This window comes from Anaeromyxobacter dehalogenans 2CP-1, from assembly GCF_000022145.1.
Classification (GTDB): Bacteria; Myxococcota; Myxococcia; order Myxococcales; family Anaeromyxobacteraceae; genus Anaeromyxobacter; species Anaeromyxobacter dehalogenans.
Genome location: NC_011891.1, coordinates 1,377,599 through 1,393,126, shown reverse-complemented (window position 1 = coordinate 1,393,126; position 15,528 = coordinate 1,377,599). Strand labels below are relative to the sequence as shown.

Genomic DNA, 15,528 nt, shown 5'->3' with positions numbered 1-15,528 from the left:
GGGTGCATGTGCGCCCGCCACGTATAACATCCCGCCCATGATCCCCGACGACAAGCTGCGGGCCCAGCTCCCGCACACCCTCCAGCAGCTCGACCTCCCCGGTCTCGGCGAGCTGTACCGGGGGAAGGTCCGCGACAACTACAGCCGCGGCGACCGGATCGTCATGGTCACGACCGACCGGATCTCGGCCTTCGACCACGTGCTCGGCACCATCCCGTTCAAGGGCGAGGTGCTGTCGCGGCTCACCGCGTTCTGGTTCGACAAGGTGAAGGACATCGCGCCGACGCACATCGTCGAGGTGCCGGATCCGAGCGTGATGGTGGTGAAGCGCGCCAAGGCGCTGCCCATCGAGATCGTCATCCGCGGCTACGTCACCGGCTCGCTCTGGCGCGACTACCAGGCCGGCAAGGCCGACTACGGCATCTCCTGGCCGGCCGGGCTGCGCAAGGACCAGCGGTTCGACCAGCCCATCATCACGCCCTCGACCAAGGCCGAGTACGGCAAGCACGACGAGCCCATCGGCGAGGCCGAGATCCTGAAGCAGGGTCTGGTGACGCCGGACGTCTGGAAGGAGGCCACCGCCGTCGCGCGGCGGCTGTTCCAGCGCGGCCAGGAGTGGGCGCGGACGCGCGGCCTCATCCTCGTGGACACGAAGTACGAGATGGGGATCGCCGACGGCAAGCTGGTGGTCATCGACGAGATCCACACCCCGGACAGCTCGCGCTACTGGGTGGCGGACGGCTACGAGGAGCGCTTCGCGCGGGGCGAGGACCAGGAGATGCTGGACAAGGAGAACATCCGGCAGTGGCTCATCAAGGAGCACGGGTTCTCCGGGCACGGCACCCCGCCCCCGCTCACCGACGACGTGCGGGTGATGCTGGCGCGCAAGTACGTCGAGGTCTTCGAGAAGCTCACCGGCGAGACGTTCGCGTCGGAGGTCGGCTCGGTCGCCGCCCGCATCGAGCGGAACCTCCGCGCCACGGGTCACCTCGCCTGAGCCTCGCCGGGGCCGGCGGCCGCTCCCCGGCCGGCCGCCCCGCAGCGGAGTGGCGCCGGGCCCGCGCCCGCGCGCCGGGAGGCGCTCCGCCGCCCGCCCCGTGACGAGGCGGCCGGCGGGGTGCCCCGGGATCGCGCCGGACCCCGATTGCCCGGCCAGCGCGCGCGGCACCGGCCCGCGCGCCGGGCTACAGGTGCTGCGATGCGCGCAGGGCTCCAGGGCCGGGCGCACGCGCCCCTCCTCAACGCCGCGACCCCGGGACACCCGTCGCGCACCGGGCAGCTCCAGGCCATCACCGCCGCGCTCTCGCGCGCCGTCACCCGCGGCGACGTGGCGCGCGCGCTGGTCGAGCGGACGCTCGACGCCGTGGCGGCGCAGGAGGGCGCGCTGTGGCTGGTCGAGCGCGCCGGCGGGGTGGCGCGCCTCGTCCACGCGGCCGGACTCCCCGAGGAGGAGCGGGCGCGCCTGGAGATCCTGCCGCTGGAGCGCGGCGCCGGGCCGGTGTCCGGGAGCATGGTGGCCTGCGAGGCGCAGTACCTGGGCAGCCGCCGGGAGCTGGCCGAGCGGTTCCCGCGCGCGCGCATGGAGCGGCTCCCGGAGCTGGCGCTGGCGGCGGTGCCGCTCGAGGCGGAGGGGCGCTGCCTCGGGGCGCTCGCGCTCGTGTTCCACGCGCGGCGGCATTTCGACGAGGAGGAGCGGATCTTCCTGGCGGTGCTGGCGCGGGTGGCGGCCCAGGCGCTGGCGCGGGCACGGCTCTACGAGTCGGAGCGGGCCGCGCGCGCGGAGGCGGAGGGCGCGCACCGGCGGGCGGCGTTCCTGGGCGAGGCGAGCGCGCTGCTCGCGTCGTCGCTCGACTGGGAGGAGACGCTCGCCTCGGTGGCGCGGCTGGCGGTGGCGGGCGTGGCCGACTGGTGCTGGGTGGAGCTGCCCGAGGGGCTCGCCGGCGGCGCGCCGCCGGTGGTGGTCGCCCACGTCGATCCGGCGCGCGCGGAGCTGTCCGCCGCCTGGCGCCGGCGCTTCCCCCCCGAGCCGGACGCGCCCTCCGGGGCGCCGGCGGTGATGCGGACCGGGCGCTCCGAGCTGTACCCGGAGCTGCCCGCCTCGCTGCTCGACGCCCTCGGGCGCGACTCCGACGCGCTCGCCGCCGACCGCGCGCTCGAGACCTGCTCGGCGATGGTGGTGCCGCTCTCGGCCCGCGGCCGCACGCTCGGGACGATCACGCTGGTGGCCAGCCGCGTCGACCGGCGCTACGGCCCGGAGGACCTCGCCATGGCGGAGGAGCTGGGGCGCCGCGCCGGCGTGGCCATGGACAACGCGCGGCTCTACGACGAGGCACAGCGGGCCATCCGCGCGCGCGACGACGTCCTCGCGATCGTCTCGCACGACCTGAAGAACCCGCTGGAGGCGATCTACCTCTCCTCGGCGCTGCTGCTGCGCAGCGGCGCCGCGCCCCGCCTGCGGCGGCACGCCGAGACCATCCAGCGCTCCGCCGCCCGGATGGACCGGCTCATCCGCGAGCTGCTCGACCTGTCCAGCATCGACGCGGGCCGGCTCGTCGTGGAGCCCCGGCCCGAGCCGCTCGACGCGGTGGTCGAGGAGGCGCTGGCCGGGCTCTCGCCGCTGGCCCTGGAGCGCGGCATCGCGCTCGGCGCCGACACCGGCGGCGCGCGGGAGCCGGTGCCGTGCGACCGCGAGCGGATCCTGCAGGTGCTCTCGAACCTGGTCGGGAACGCGCTCCAGTTCACCCCGCGCGGCGGGCACGTCACCGTGCGCGCCACGCTGGCGCCCACCGAGGCGCGGGTGGAGGTGCGCGACGACGGGCCCGGCATCGCCCCGGCGCAGCTCCGGCGCGTCTTCGACCGCTACTGGAAGAGCGGCTCGCGGCGCGGCAGCGGGCTGGGCCTGTCCATCGCGAAGGGGCTCGTGGAGGCGCACGGCGGGCGCATCGAGGTCGAGAGCCGGCTCGGCGCGGGGAGCACGTTCCGGTTCACGTTGCCGCGGCGCTGAGGCGCGCCGGCGCGCCCCGAGCTTCAGGCGAGCCGGTCGGAGAGCGCGCGGCGCAGCGGCTCGAGGTCGTCCTCCGGGGGCAGCCAGGCGGTCACCGCCAGCGGCTCGCCCGCGCCCACCGGCCGGAGCACGATCCGCCTCAGGTGGTCGTGCGTGCCCGGCGTGCTGCGCGGGGCGAGCCAGCTCGGGAGCTCCGCGCCGGCGCGCGCGGCGTAGCCGCGCGCCAGCGCCTCGGCGCGGCGGCGGCGCGCGTCCGCCACGGTCTCCACCTCCGCGGCGCCGTACCCGGCGAGCGGGCGCGTCACGGCCGCCGCGAACGGCGCCGCCGGGCGCACCGAGACGAGCCCGCCGGCGACGCGGGCACGGACCGCCCGCCCGCCCAGGACCACCAGCAGCGCCGCCGCGGCCGCCAGCGCGCCCGCGAGCAGCGGGAGCGCGGCGCGCGCCGCCCAGGCCGGGGCGAGCAGCACGGCCGCGAGCACGGCCAGCGCGCGCGGCCGCGCCAGCCGCGAGGTCACGTGGAGCGCGCCGACCGACTCCTCCAGGCGGAGCATGCGCGGGCCCTCCCCGGCGCGGCGCGGCTCAGGCCTCGCCGAACACCCGGCGGAAGATGGTGTCCACGTGCTTCAGGTGGTAGTCGAGCGCGAAGCAGGCGTCGACCTCGTCGGCCGTGAGCAGCCGGCTCACGTCGGGGTCGCGCTTCAGCGCAGTCCGGAAGTCCACCTTCTCCTCCCAGACCTTCATCGCGTTGCGCTGGACGAACACGTAGCCCTGCTGGCGGGCCACGCCCTTGCCGACCAGCGCCAGCAGCACGCGCTGCGCCTCGTACAGCCCGCCGGTGAGGTCCAGGTTCTCGCGCATGCGCTCGGGGTACACGCGCAGGTTCTCGATCATCCCCGCGAAGCGGTGCAGCGCGAAGTCGAGCGCGATGGTCGCGTCCGGCCCGATCACCCGCTCCACCGAGGAGTGGCTGATGTCGCGCTCGTGCCAGAGCGCCACGTCCTCCATGGCGGCGAGCGCGTAGCCGCGCAGCAGCCGGGCCAGGCCGGTGAGGTTCTCGGAGAGGATGGGGTTGCGCTTGTGCGGCATGGCCGAGGAGCCCTTCTGCCCGGCGGTGAACGGCTCCTCCGCCTCGCGCACCTCGGTGCGCTGCAGGTGCCGGACCTCGACCGCCTGCTGCTCCAGCGTGGCGCCGCAGAGCGCCAGCGCGGTGAACAGCTCGGCGTGGCGGTCGCGGTTCACGACCTGCGTGGCCGCGCCCTCGCCGCCGGCGAGGCCGACCTTCTCCATCACGAACGCCTCCACCCGCGGGTCCACGTTCGCGAACGTGCCCACCGCGCCGGAGATCTTGCCGACCGCCACCCCCTCGGCGGCGCGGGCCAGCGCGGCGCGGCGGCGGGTCCAGGCGTCGTACCAGCCGGCGAGCTTCAGCCCGAACGTGATCGGCTCGGCGTGGATGCCGTGGCTCCGGCCCACCATCGGCGTGCGCCGGTGCTCGAAGGCCCGCTTGCGGACCGCGGCGAGCACCCGGTCCACGCCGGCGAGCAGCAGCCGGCTCGCGTCGCGGAGCTGCACCGCGAGCGTCGTGTCGAGCACGTCCGACGAGGTCATGCCCTTGTGCAGGTGGCGCGCGGCCGGGCCGCCCTTCTCCTCCACGAACGTGAGGAAGGCGATCACGTCGTGCTTCACGGTCCGCTCGATCTCGTCGATGCGGGCCACGTCCGCGGCGGTGAACTCGAAGCCGGCGAACGCCTTGCGGAGCGCCTCGAAGTCCTCGGGCGGCACCTCGCCCAGGCGCACCATCGCCTCGCACGCGGCCAGCTCCACGTCGAGCCAGATGCGGAAGCGGTGCTCGGAAGTCCAGATGCGGCCCATGTCGGGCCGGGTGTAGCGCGGGATCATGGCGTCCTCCGTGAGGCTACTGGCCGGTCGAGCCGAAGCCGCCGGCGCCTCGGTCGCTGTCGCTCAGCGCGTCCACCAGCTCGAGCTCGGCCCGGACCACGGGCGCGATCACGAGCTGGGCGATGCGATCGCCGCGGGCGAACGCCACCGGCGCCTGCCCGTGGTTCACCAGGATGACCCCCACCTCGCCGCGGTAGTCCGCGTCGATGGTGCCCGGCGCGTTCACCATGCCGACGCCGTGGCGCGCGGCCAGGCCGGAGCGCGGCCGCACCTGGCCCTCGTGGCCGGGCGGCAGCTCCAGCGCGAGGCCGGTCGGGACCACCCGCCGCTCGCCCGGGGCGAGCGTGAACGGCTCGTCGGCGCGCAGGTCGAGGCCTGCGGCGCCGGCGGACTCGTAGCGGGGGAGATCGAGCGGGGGGCCGCGATGGCCGACGCGGCGGACTCGGACGGTCACGGGCATCGGCGTCCTCGCGGCCCCTCGCGGCCTACTTGGCCGGCTCGCCCTTCGGCGGCTCGGTGCCCTCGGACTTCTTGGCGCTGTCGGCGAGGGCCTCCTTGCGCGAGAGGCGGATCTTCCCGGAGCGATCCACCGAGATGACCTTCACCATCACCTCCTCGCCCTCGGAGAGGACGTCGGAGACGCTCTTCACGCGCTTGTCGGAGAGCTCGGAGATGTGGATGAGGCCGTCGGTGCCCGGGAAGATCTCCACGAAGGCGCCGAACTCGGCGATCTTGCGGACCGTGCCGAGGTAGATGCGGCCGACCTCCGCCTCCTGGGTGAGGCCGCGGATCATCTTGATCGCCTCCTCCACCTTGTCCTGGTTCGGGGACGCGATGGAGACCGAGCCGTCGTCCTCGATGTTGATCGAGGTGCCGGTGCGGGCGGTGATGTCCTTGATGGTCTTGCCGCCGGGGCCGATGATGTCCTTGATGCGCTCCGGCCGGATCTTGATGGTCGTGATGCGCGGCGCGTAGGCGCTGATGCTGCCGCGCGGCGCGGAGAGCGCCTTCGCCATCTCGCCCAGGATGTGCTTGCGGCCCTCGGCGGCCTGCGCGAGCGCCTGCTCGAGGATGTCGCGGGTCACGCCGCCGATCTTGATGTCCATCTGGATCGAGGTGATGCCCGCGGCGGTGCCGCAGACCTTGAAGTCCATGTCGCCGAGGTGATCCTCGTCCCCGAGGATGTCGGAGAGGATGGCGATCTTCTCGCCCTCCTTGATGAGGCCCATGGCGATGCCGGCCACCGGCGCCTTGATGGGCACGCCGGCGTCCATCAGCGAGAGGCAGCCGCCGCACACCGACGCCATCGACGACGAGCCGTTCGACTCCATGATGTCGGAGACGACGCGGACCGTGTAGGGGAACTGGTCCTCGGGCGGCATCACCGCGCGGAGCGCGCGCTCGGCCAGCGCGCCGTGGCCGATCTCGCGGCGGCCCGGGCTGCGCAGGAACTTCACCTCGCCGACGGAGAACGGCGGGAAGTTGTAGTGCAGCATGAACTTCTTGAAGACCATGCCGGTGAGCATCTCGACGCGCTGCTCGTCCTCGGCGGTGCCGAGCGTGGTGGCCACCAGCGCCTGCGTCTCGCCGCGGGTGAACAGCGACGAGCCGTGAACGCGCGGGAGCAGCCCCACCTCGCAGGTGATCTTGCGGATGTCGGCCATGCCGCGGCCGCCGATGCGGCGGCGCTCATCCGTGATCATCTTGCGCATGTAGTCGTACTTCACGTCCTCGTAGTAGCCCTTGATCTCCTTCTCGCGGAGGGCGATGGTCGCGAGCTTCGCCGCGTCGCCGGCCGCCTCGTCCTTGAGGGCCTGGAGGAGCTCCTTCTTGATCTCCGAGAGCCGGCCGTACCGGTCGTGCTTCTCGTTGCGGCCGTAGGCCTCCTTCACCTTCTCCCAGGTGAGGGCCTTCACCTTGGCGCGCAGCTCGACGTCGTTCTTGGGCGGCTCGAAGGCGCGGCGCGCCTTGTTGCCGGTCGCCGCGCGGAGCGCGTCCTGGGCGTCGAGCAGCGGCTGGACCGCGGCCTGCCCGAACAGCAGCGCCTCGATCATCACCGCCTCGGACACCTCCTGCGCGCCGCCCTCCACCATCACGATGGCGTCGCGGGAGGCGGCCATCACCACGTCGAGGTCGGCCTCGGCGCGCTGGGCCAGCGTCGGGTTCGCCACGAGCTGGCCGCCCACGCGGGCGACGCGGACGCCGGCGATCGGGCCGCCGAACGGGATGTCCGAGATGTGGAGCGCCGCGGACGCGCCGGTGAGCGCGAGCACGTCGGTGTCGTTCTCCTGGTCGAAGGAGATGACGGTCGCGATGACCTGCGTCTCGTTGGAGTAGCCCTCGGCGAACAGCGGCCGGCAGGACCGGTCCACCAGACGCGAGGTCAGCGTCTCCTTCTCGGTGGGGCGGCCCTCGCGGCGGAAGAAGCTGCCGGGGACACGGCCCGCGGCGAACAGCTTCTCCTGGTAGTCCACCGTCAGCGGGAAGAAGTCGATGCCTTCCTTCTTCTCCGCGGCGGACACCGCGGTGACGAGCACGATCGAGTCGCCGAGGCGGACCCAGACCGAGCCGTGCGCCTGCTTCGCGACCTTGCCGGTCTCGAGCAGGATGTCCTTGCCGCCGACCGTGGCGGTCTTCTGGATGGGCGTCATGTGCACCTTCCTCGGGGCGCGCCGGCCGCGCTGCGGCCGCGTTCGTCCCGCTGGTCCCGCGGGGCCGGTTCGCCCTCGGGCCTTCGAAGGTGCCTCTGTTCCTCACTCCGCCGCCTCTCGTGGAGAGGCGGCCCAGTCGGAAACGGAAGCGCCCTCGGCGTCCCTCGCGCGGCCCGGTCCTGCGGGCGCGTTCACTTCACACTGCGAATGCGCTCCCTTGCCCGGAAGCGCCAGCGCCCCGGCCGTTCGACCGGGGCGCCGTCCCGACCGCCGCTACTTGCGGATGCCGAGCTGGTCGATGAGCGTCTTGTATCGACCCTGATCGATGGTCCGGAGGTAGTCGAGCAGGCGCCGGCGCTGGCCGACCAGCTTCAGCAGGCCGCGGCGGCTGTGGTGGTCCTTCTTGTGCGTCTTGAAGTGCTCGGTCAGGTAGGCGATCCGCTCGCTGAGCAGCGCCACCTGCACCTCGGGAGAGCCCGTGTCCTTCTCGTGCCGCTTGTACTTCTGCACGAGCTCCTGCTTCTTCTCCTGGACGAGCGCCATAGCCGTTCCTTTCGTCTGTATCGCTCACCGCCGCGGGGGCGAAGGCGCGCGCCTCGGGCCGCAGTGAGCGTCGTGAATGCGCGGTCTTAAGCGATCGCGGCGGGGGAGTCAACGATTCTGGGCGGGGCCCGCCCGGAGGTCGGAGGGGCCCAGGAACACGCGCAGGGTCCGCAGGCGCCCCTCGCCCGGCGCGCACACGGCGACCAGGCGGCCGTCCGGCGCCAGCGCGCGCACCACGCCGGGGGCCCCGGGCGGCCGGGGCACCGGGCGCCCGTGCACGAGATCCCACGCCTCGCGCTCTCCCAGCCGGATGGCGCCGAGCGCGCCCAGCGCGTCCGCCATGGGAACGATCCGCTCCGCCAGCGCCTCGCGCCCGTGGTCGCGCGCGAGCGCCTCCGCGTCCTCCAGGCCGATGGCGCGCGAGAGGTCGAACCCGCTCGCCATGGTGCGGCGCAGGGCCGCGAGGTGCGCGGGAACGCCGAGCGCCCGGCCCAGGTCGGCCGCGAGCGTGCGGACGTAGGTGCCCTTCCCGCAGCGCACCGCCACCCGGGCGCGCCGCAGGCCGTCCGGCCCGGGCGCGGCGTCGAGCCCGCCCAGCTCGAGCGCGTGCACGCGCACCCGCCGCGGCGTGCGGTCCACCGTCTCCCCGGCGCGGGCCACCTCGTGCAGGCGCCGCCCGCCCACCCGGACCGCCGAGTACATCGGGGGGACCTGCTCGATGTCGCCGGTGAGCCCGGCGAGCGCGGCGCGCAGGGCGTCCTCGGTCAGCGCCGAGGCGTCGCCGCGCGCGGTCACCTCGCCGTCCGCGTCCTCGGTGCTCGTGGCCGCGCCGAACGCCACGGCGGCGTCGTAGGCCTTGTCGCCGTCGGACAGGAACTGCTGCAGCTTCACGCCGTCCTCGACGCAGATCGCCAGCACGCCGGTGGCGGCCGGGTCGAGCGTGCCGGCGTGGCCCGCCCGCGCCGCGCCGAGCGCGCGCCGGATCCGGCGCACCACCTCGAAGCTGGTGGGGCCGGCGGGCTTGTCCACCACGAGCACGCCCGGGCGCACGCGGCGGCTACTCCTCTGCCTCGTCGTCCGGCGCCGCGCCCGGGGCGGGCTCGACGTCCGGGGCCGGCGCCGCCTGCCCCTGCGTGCGCGCCTCGCGCAGCAGCCGCTCGATGCGGTCGCCGCGCGCGACCGACTCGTCGTACACGAAGCGCAGGTGCGGGGTGTTGCGCAGCCGCAGCGCCCGCGACACCTCGCGCTGCAGGAAGCCGGCGGCCGCCTGCAGCCCGGCGAAGGTGTCCTTGCGCACGCGCTCGTCGCCGTGGATGGACACGTACACCGTGGCCTCCTTCAGGTCGGGCGACATCTTCGACCCGGTCACGGTCACGAACCCGGTGATGCGCGGGTCCTTCAGGCCACGCGCCAGGATCGCGGAGAGCTCGTGCCGGAACTCCTCGGCCACGCGGGCGGGGCGGTTGTGGGTGGTCACGGCTCGTCGTCTCCCTCGTCCTGGTGCTCGTCGTCCTCGCGCGGCCGCGGCCGCGGCCTCGGGAAGCGCGGCTCCTGCTCGCGGGCGTCCTCGTCGCCCCACGACGGCGCGCCCTCGGCCTCCGCCAGCGTGCGCATGGCGCCCTCGCCGATGCCGTCGCCGTACGGGACGATCTCGATGTCGCGCGCGGTGACCAGGATCTGCCCGCCGTGCATCGAGCCGACGAAGTCGGCCACCTTGTCGAGCACCTCGTTCACGAAGCCGTGCTCGTTCCCGACCGCGGCCACGCCCACCACGCTCCGCTGCCACAGGTCGTTCTCGGCGACCTCCGAGATCGACACGTTGAACTTGGCGCGCACCCGGTCGAGGGCGGAGCGGATCAGGTGCCGCTTCGACTTGAGCGAGCCGGGCTCCGGGAGGTGCAACGTCAGCCTGAGGACTCCGACGAACATGTCCGCCTCCGGCGCGTGCCCTGGCCCGGGCGCGGGGGGCCGGGACGCGCGGCCATCCGGCGCGCGCGGTCCCGACGCGGTGACGCGGGGCGGCGCCCTGAGGCCCCGCCCCGCGACGGCCTAGTCGAGCGACGGCCGGATCTCCTCGAGCTCGTAGACCTCGAGGATGTCGCCCTGCTTCACGTCGGAGAAGCCGTCCACGCCGATGCCGCACTCGAACCCCTGCGCGACCTCGCGGACGTCGTCCTTCACCCGCTTCAGCGAGCCGATCTTCCCGGTGAAGATCACCTTGCGGTCGCGGACCACGCGGACGTGGCCGGCGCGCTTCACCACGCCCTCGGTGACCGCGGAGCCGGCGATCTGGCCCACGCGCGGGATGTTGAAGACCTGGCGGACCTCGGCCTTCCCCAGCGGCTTCTCCTTGATGATCGGCTCGAGCAGGCCGGCCATCTCCTCGCGGATCCGGTCCACCGCCTCGTAGATGATGCCGAACATCAGGATCTTCACGCCCTGCTGGCTGGCGATGTTCTCGATCTCGCTCTCGGGCTTGGTGTTGAAGCCCACGATCACCGCGTTGCCGGCGGCCGCGGTGAGCACGTCGGACTTCGTGATCGCGCCCACGGCGGACTCGAGGATCTTGACGCCCACCTTCTTGGTGGCCGCCTTCTCCAGCGCCTGGCTGACGGCCTCCGAGGAGCCCTGCACGTCCGCCTTGACCACCAGGTTGAGCACCTTCTGGCCGGAGGTCTTGGCCTTCGCGAACAGGTCCTCGAGCGTGGCCTTCTTGACGCCGCCGAGCTCCTTCTGGCGCTGCTTGGTGGCGCGGTGCTGGGCGACCTCCTTGGCCGCCTTCTCGTCCTCGACCACGTCGAACTCGTCGCCCGCGACCGGCACGCCGGACAGGCCGAGCACCTCGACCGGATAGCCCGGGCCGACGTTGTCCACCTGCTCGCCGCGCTCGTTCATCATGGCGCGGACGCGGCCGAAGTGGACGCCGGTGACGAGCGCGTCGCCGACGCGGAGGGTGCCCTCCTCGACCAGCACGGTGGCGACCGGGCCGCGGCCCTTCTCCAGCTTGGCCTCGATGACGCGGCCGGCGGCGAGCTTGTCCGGGTTCGCCTTGAGCTCGAGCACCTCGGACTGCAGCGCGATGTACTCGAGCAGCTCGGGGATGCCCTGCTTGGTGCGGGCCGATACCGGCAGCATGATGGTCGTGCCGCCCCACTGCTCGGCGACCAGCTCGTACTCGGTGAGCTGCTGCATGACGCGCTCGGGCGCCGCCTGCGGCTTGTCGACCTTGTTGATGGCCACCAGGATGGTGACGCCGGCCGCCTTGGCCGCCTTGATCGACTCGACGGTCTGCGGCATCACGCCGTCGTCCGCGGCCACCACCAGCACCACCAGGTCGGTCACCTGCGCGCCGCGCTGGCGCATCGCGGTGAAGGCCTCGTGGCCGGGGGTGTCGAGGAACGTGATGGGGCCCTGCGGCGTGTTCACCGAGTAGGCGCCGATGTGCTGCGTGATGCCGCCGGCCTCGCCGGCGGCCACGTCGGCCTGGCGGATGGCGTCGAGCAGCGACGTCTTGCCGTGGTCCACGTGGCCCATCACCGTCACCACCGGCGGCCGGATGACGAGCTTCGACTCGTCCACCTCGACCTCGGGGATGAACTCCTCGACCTCGAAGCCCTTCTTCTCGACGGTGTAGCCGTGCTCGAGCGCCAGGATCGCCGCCGTGTCGGCGTCGATCTGCGCGTTGATGGTGACCATCTTCCCCATCTGCATCAGCTTGCGGATGAGGTCGGACGCCTTCACGCCCATCACCTGGGAGAGCTCGGAGACCGAGATCGACTCCTCGATGCGGATGACCTTCTTGTGCTCGGCCTTCTCGGTGATCTGCGTCTTGGCTCCCTTCTTGGTCGGCTTCTTCTTCTTGCCGCGGATCGGGATGTAGGCGCGATCGCTGATGGCGGCCTGGAGCAGCTCCTTGCCGCTGAGGCTCTTGGCCTGCTCCTCGGAGATGGGCCGGCCGGGCTGGCGGCCGCGGCGCTTGTCGCGCGAGACGTCGATGAACTCGCGCTCGCGGCCGAGCGAGCCGGGGACCACCTTCAGCTCCCTGACCTCGCCGAGCGCGCGGGGGCCAGGGGCCACCGGGAACTGCTGGCGCGCGGAGGTGGGCGGCGTCACGCGGCGCACCGGCACGAGCGGCCGCGAGATGACGACGGCCTGCGTGGAGGTGGGGCGGAGCGTGCGCGGATCCACCGGCGGCCGCGGCGGCTGGCCTGCGGCGCCGGGCTGCGCGGGCGCCCCCGGAGCAGCGGACATGGGCGGGCGCGCGCCGGGCGGCGGCGCCGGGCGGTAGCCGGCGGGCGGCGGGCGCGACGGCATCGGCGGCTGCGGCGGCCGGGGCTGCGCCGCGGGGGGCTGCGGCGCGGACGGCTGCGCGGAGGGCGCGGGCGGGGCGACCGGGGCCGCCGGCTGCGCGGGCTGCGCCTGCGGCGCGGCGGGCGCCGCGGCCTCGGCGCCGGGCGACGGCGCGGCCTGGGCGGCGAGCGGCGCGGCCTCGGCGGGCTGCTCCGGGGCGGCGACCGGCTCGGGCGCGGCCTCGGGCTGCGCCTCCTGCGGCTCGGGCTCGTAGGCCTGCTCCGCCTGCTGCGGCTCCGCGTACTGCGGCTCCGCGTACTCGGGCTCGGCCGGGGGCGGCGCCGCGGGCGCGGTGACGGTGGGCGGCTCGACGTGGGCGCGCTTGCGCACCACGAAGCCCGGGCCCGACGGGCGCACCGGCGCCGGCTTCGGCTTCCGCTCGGCCAGGATCTTCTCGTAGGCCGCGTGGGCCTGATCGTCCTCGAGGGACGAGGAGTGGCTCTTCACTTCCAGATAACCCAGCGCATGGAGCTTCTCGACGAGCTCCTGGTTGGAGAGCTCGATGCCCTGCTCCTTCAGCTGCTTCCCGAGCTCGTGGACCCGCTTCTTGGACATTGCGTAGACTCCTAATCCTTACGGGCACTTCCCGTCAACTCGACCCGGAGCGTCTCGGCGTCGGCGCGGACGCCATCGGCCCTGAGCGCCCGGGCGAACGCGCGCCGCTTCGTCGCCCGCTCGAGGCAGGGAGGAGCGGCGTGGAGCCAGGCTCCCCGTCCGCCACGCTTCTCGCGATCCACCGTCACGCGATCTCCCATCACCTTGAGCCGCACCAGCTCGCGCTGGGGCGCCCTCGCGCCGCAGCCGATGCAGGTGCGGACGGGCTCGGTCAAGCGCCCGCGCCCTCCGCGCCGGACTGCCGGGCCTTCTCCGCGTCGAGCTCGGCGCGGAGCTTGGCCTCCTCCTCCAGGTACACGCCCACGGCGTGCTTGATCTGGCGGGCCTTCTTGATGCCGAGCCCGGTGGAGTCGGCGAAGCGGTTCACGTCCGCCTCGTTGTGCACCGTCTCGACCGTGGGGTAGCCGGCCAGCTTCATCTGCTCGATGGTCTTCTCGCCCACCCCGCGGACGCGCGCGAAGCGCTCCTCCTGCGTGAGCGAGTCGGGGTGGCGCCGCGCCTCGGCGATGCGGGCGGCCTCGCGCTCCTGCTCGAGCCGCATCTCCTTCTCGGCGTCCTCGATGGACTGCTCCCGCGCCCGCTTCTGCAGGTCGGGGATCATGTCCATGGTGAAGCCGGGGAACTGCGTGAGCATCTCGGGCGCCGCGTTGGCCACGTCCTGCGCCTTCCGGAACCCGTGCGCGTACAGCATCTCCTGGGTCTGCTCGGGGATGCCGATCGCGCCGAAGCTCTCCGTCGCGAACTCGCGCATCTCCTTCACGCGCGACTCGGAGTTGATGTCGAGCTTCCAGCCGGTCACCTGCGACGCGAGCCGCACGTTCTGGCCGCGGCGGCCGATCGCGAGCGAGAGCTGGTCGTCGGGGACGATGATCTCCATGGCGCGGTTCTGCTCGTCGAGCAGCACGCGGGAGACTTCGGCCGGCGCCAGGGCGTTGCACACGAAGCGGGCCGGATCCTCGTCCCAGGGGACGATGTCGATCTTCTCGCCGCGGAGCTCCTGGACCACCGCCTGGACGCGGCTGCCCTTCATGCCCACGCACGCGCCCACCGGATCCACGTCGGAGTCGCGCGAGCTGACCGCGATCTTGGCGCGGCCGCCCGGCTCGCGGGCGGCGGCCTCGATCACCACCACGCCCTCGGCGATCTCCGGGACCTCCATCTCGAACAGCTTCTTCAGCAGCTCCACCGAGGCGCGGGACAGGATGATCTGCGGCCCCTTCGACTCGCGCAGCACGTCCATCACGAACGCCTGGATGCGGTCGCCCGCGCGGTAGCTCTCGCGCGGCACCTGCTCGCGCACCGGCAGCACCGCCTCGGCGCGGCCCAGGTCCACGATGACGTTGCCGCGCTCGAAGCGGCGGACGATGCCGGTGATGACCTCGCCCTTGCGGTCCTTGTACTCGTTGAAGACGTTCTCGCGCTCCGCGTTGCGGGTGCCCTGGATCATCACCTGCTTGGCGGTCTGCGCGGCGATGCGGCCGAACGACCGGCGGTACGTCTTCAGCTTGAGCAGGTCGCCCCACTGCTCGTCCTGCGCGCGGGCCTCGGCCTCGTCCTCGACGCGGTAGTAGATGGGGAAGTCGAGCTCGTCGCCCGGCTCCACGTCGATCCCCTTCTCGTGCGCCACCGCGACCGGGACCATGTTCACCGGATCGGCGAGCGGCGCCTCCTCGGTGGGATCGGGCACGATGGTGAGGACCTGGAACAGATCCACCTGCCCCTTCTCCTCGTCGTAGCGGGCCTTGAGGTTGCGCTCCAGGCCGAAGTGGCGCTTGGCGGCGCTGCCGATGGCCTCCTCGAGGATCTCGATCAGCTTGGCGCGATCGATCCCCTTGTCCTTGGCGACCTGGTCGAGGATGAGGTTCAGGTTGACGTTCTGCTGCATGGATCAGTCCTTCCTTCGGAGGTCGCCCTCGACGTCGTACTCGAGGTTGGCCTTCGCGATCTGGTCGTGCGGGACGCGGTGCAGCACGCCGTCCACGTCGAGCTCGACGGCGCCGTCGCGGAAGCCCTTCAGCACGCCGGTCCAGTGCTTCCGGGCGGGCGCGCCGGGCGCGGTCCCGGCGACGGGGCCGTACGCCTTCACGTGGACGCGCTGGCCCGCGTAGCGGTCGAAGTCCCCGGGCTTGCGCAGGGGGCGGTCGAGCCCGGGCGAGGAGACCTCGAGGTCGTAGGCCGGCTCGATGACGTCGGCCACGTCGAGGATCGGCTCCACCGTCTTGGAGACGGCCTGGCAGTCGTCGATCCCGACGCCGCCGGCCTTGTCGATGAACACCCGGAGCGTCCACCGGCCGGCGAGCCGCGCCCACTCCACCTCGACGAGCTCGTAGCCGTCGCGCTCCAGCACCGGCTCGAGCAGGCGTCGCACCTGCTCCGCGATGGACTGTTCTCCGATGCCCGTCATGGACCCCTGAAAAAAGAAAAAGTGGGCGACCGCGGCCCACTTTCGGAACCCGGCGGAAC

At 73.3% G+C, this 15,528-nt stretch carries 14 protein-coding genes; 2 read left to right on the top strand and 12 right to left on the bottom strand.

All coding sequences use genetic code 11. The annotated features are described in order from the left end of the window. Positions 1-37: 37 nt before the first annotated feature. Together A2CP1_RS06195 and A2CP1_RS06190 are read left to right on the top strand one after the other, a co-directional pair. Positions 38-997 carry a phosphoribosylaminoimidazolesuccinocarboxamide synthase gene (locus A2CP1_RS06195; protein ID WP_012632564.1) on the top strand — a complete coding sequence of 320 codons (960 nt, stop codon included), beginning with the start codon at positions 38-40 and terminating at the stop codon, positions 995-997. Between the two features lie 201 nt (positions 998-1,198). After that, entirely contained in the window at positions 1,199-3,004 is a 1,806-nt protein-coding gene (locus A2CP1_RS06190; protein WP_012632563.1) for a sensor histidine kinase, read from the top strand. Between the two features lie 23 nt (positions 3,005-3,027). Here the strand turns inward: A2CP1_RS06190 and A2CP1_RS06185 are convergent, their stop codons facing one another. The 12 genes from A2CP1_RS06185 to A2CP1_RS06130 form a co-directional block, all read right to left on the bottom strand. Beyond that, positions 3,028-3,558, bottom strand: a complete 531-nt coding sequence (locus A2CP1_RS06185) for a hypothetical protein (protein ID WP_012632562.1) — start codon at positions 3,556-3,558, stop codon at positions 3,028-3,030. A gap of 28 nt (positions 3,559-3,586) precedes the next feature. Further along, positions 3,587-4,906, bottom strand: coding sequence for an adenylosuccinate lyase (purB, locus tag A2CP1_RS06180; protein WP_012632561.1), 1,320 nt, complete (start codon positions 4,904-4,906; stop codon positions 3,587-3,589). A gap of 16 nt (positions 4,907-4,922) precedes the next feature. Then, positions 4,923-5,366, bottom strand: coding sequence for a dUTP diphosphatase (gene dut, locus A2CP1_RS06175; protein ID WP_012525226.1), 444 nt, complete (start codon positions 5,364-5,366; stop codon positions 4,923-4,925). A gap of 25 nt (positions 5,367-5,391) precedes the next feature. Continuing rightward, entirely contained in the window at positions 5,392-7,557 is a 2,166-nt protein-coding gene (gene pnp / locus A2CP1_RS06170) for a polyribonucleotide nucleotidyltransferase (protein WP_012632560.1), read from the bottom strand. Positions 7,558-7,830: 273 nt separating this feature from the next. Further along, a complete protein-coding gene (gene rpsO / locus A2CP1_RS06165) occupies positions 7,831-8,100 on the bottom strand; it encodes a 30S ribosomal protein S15 (protein ID WP_011420164.1) in 270 nt (89 codons plus the stop codon). 108 nt (positions 8,101-8,208) lie between these two features. Further along, on the bottom strand, positions 8,209-9,150 hold the full coding sequence (gene truB / locus A2CP1_RS06160; protein ID WP_012632559.1) for a tRNA pseudouridine(55) synthase TruB: 942 nt from the start codon (positions 9,148-9,150) through the stop codon (positions 8,209-8,211). A gap of 7 nt (positions 9,151-9,157) precedes the next feature. Then, positions 9,158-9,577 (bottom strand): 30S ribosome-binding factor RbfA, encoded by a 420-nt coding sequence (gene rbfA / locus A2CP1_RS06155; RefSeq protein ID WP_012632558.1) that lies wholly within the window; start codon positions 9,575-9,577, stop codon positions 9,158-9,160. Continuing rightward, positions 9,574-10,029, bottom strand: coding sequence for a DUF503 domain-containing protein (locus tag A2CP1_RS06150; protein WP_012632557.1), 456 nt, complete (start codon positions 10,027-10,029; stop codon positions 9,574-9,576). The genes rbfA and A2CP1_RS06150 overlap by 4 nt, the downstream gene beginning before the upstream one ends. A 120-nt stretch (positions 10,030-10,149) precedes the next feature. After that, complete coding sequence (gene infB / locus A2CP1_RS06145) at positions 10,150-13,005, bottom strand: translation initiation factor IF-2 (RefSeq protein ID WP_012632556.1); 2,856 nt, start codon at positions 13,003-13,005, stop codon at positions 10,150-10,152. Between the two features lie 11 nt (positions 13,006-13,016). Further along, positions 13,017-13,280 carry a YlxR family protein gene (locus A2CP1_RS06140; RefSeq protein WP_012632555.1) on the bottom strand — a complete coding sequence of 88 codons (264 nt, stop codon included), beginning with the start codon at positions 13,278-13,280 and terminating at the stop codon, positions 13,017-13,019. After that, positions 13,277-14,950, bottom strand: a complete 1,674-nt coding sequence (nusA, locus tag A2CP1_RS06135) for a transcription termination factor NusA (protein WP_012525219.1) — start codon at positions 14,948-14,950, stop codon at positions 13,277-13,279. The genes A2CP1_RS06140 and nusA overlap by 4 nt, the downstream gene beginning before the upstream one ends. 3 nt (positions 14,951-14,953) lie before the next feature. Beyond that, complete coding sequence (locus tag A2CP1_RS06130) at positions 14,954-15,469, bottom strand: ribosome maturation factor RimP (protein ID WP_012632554.1); 516 nt, start codon at positions 15,467-15,469, stop codon at positions 14,954-14,956. Positions 15,470-15,528 lie beyond the last annotated feature (59 nt).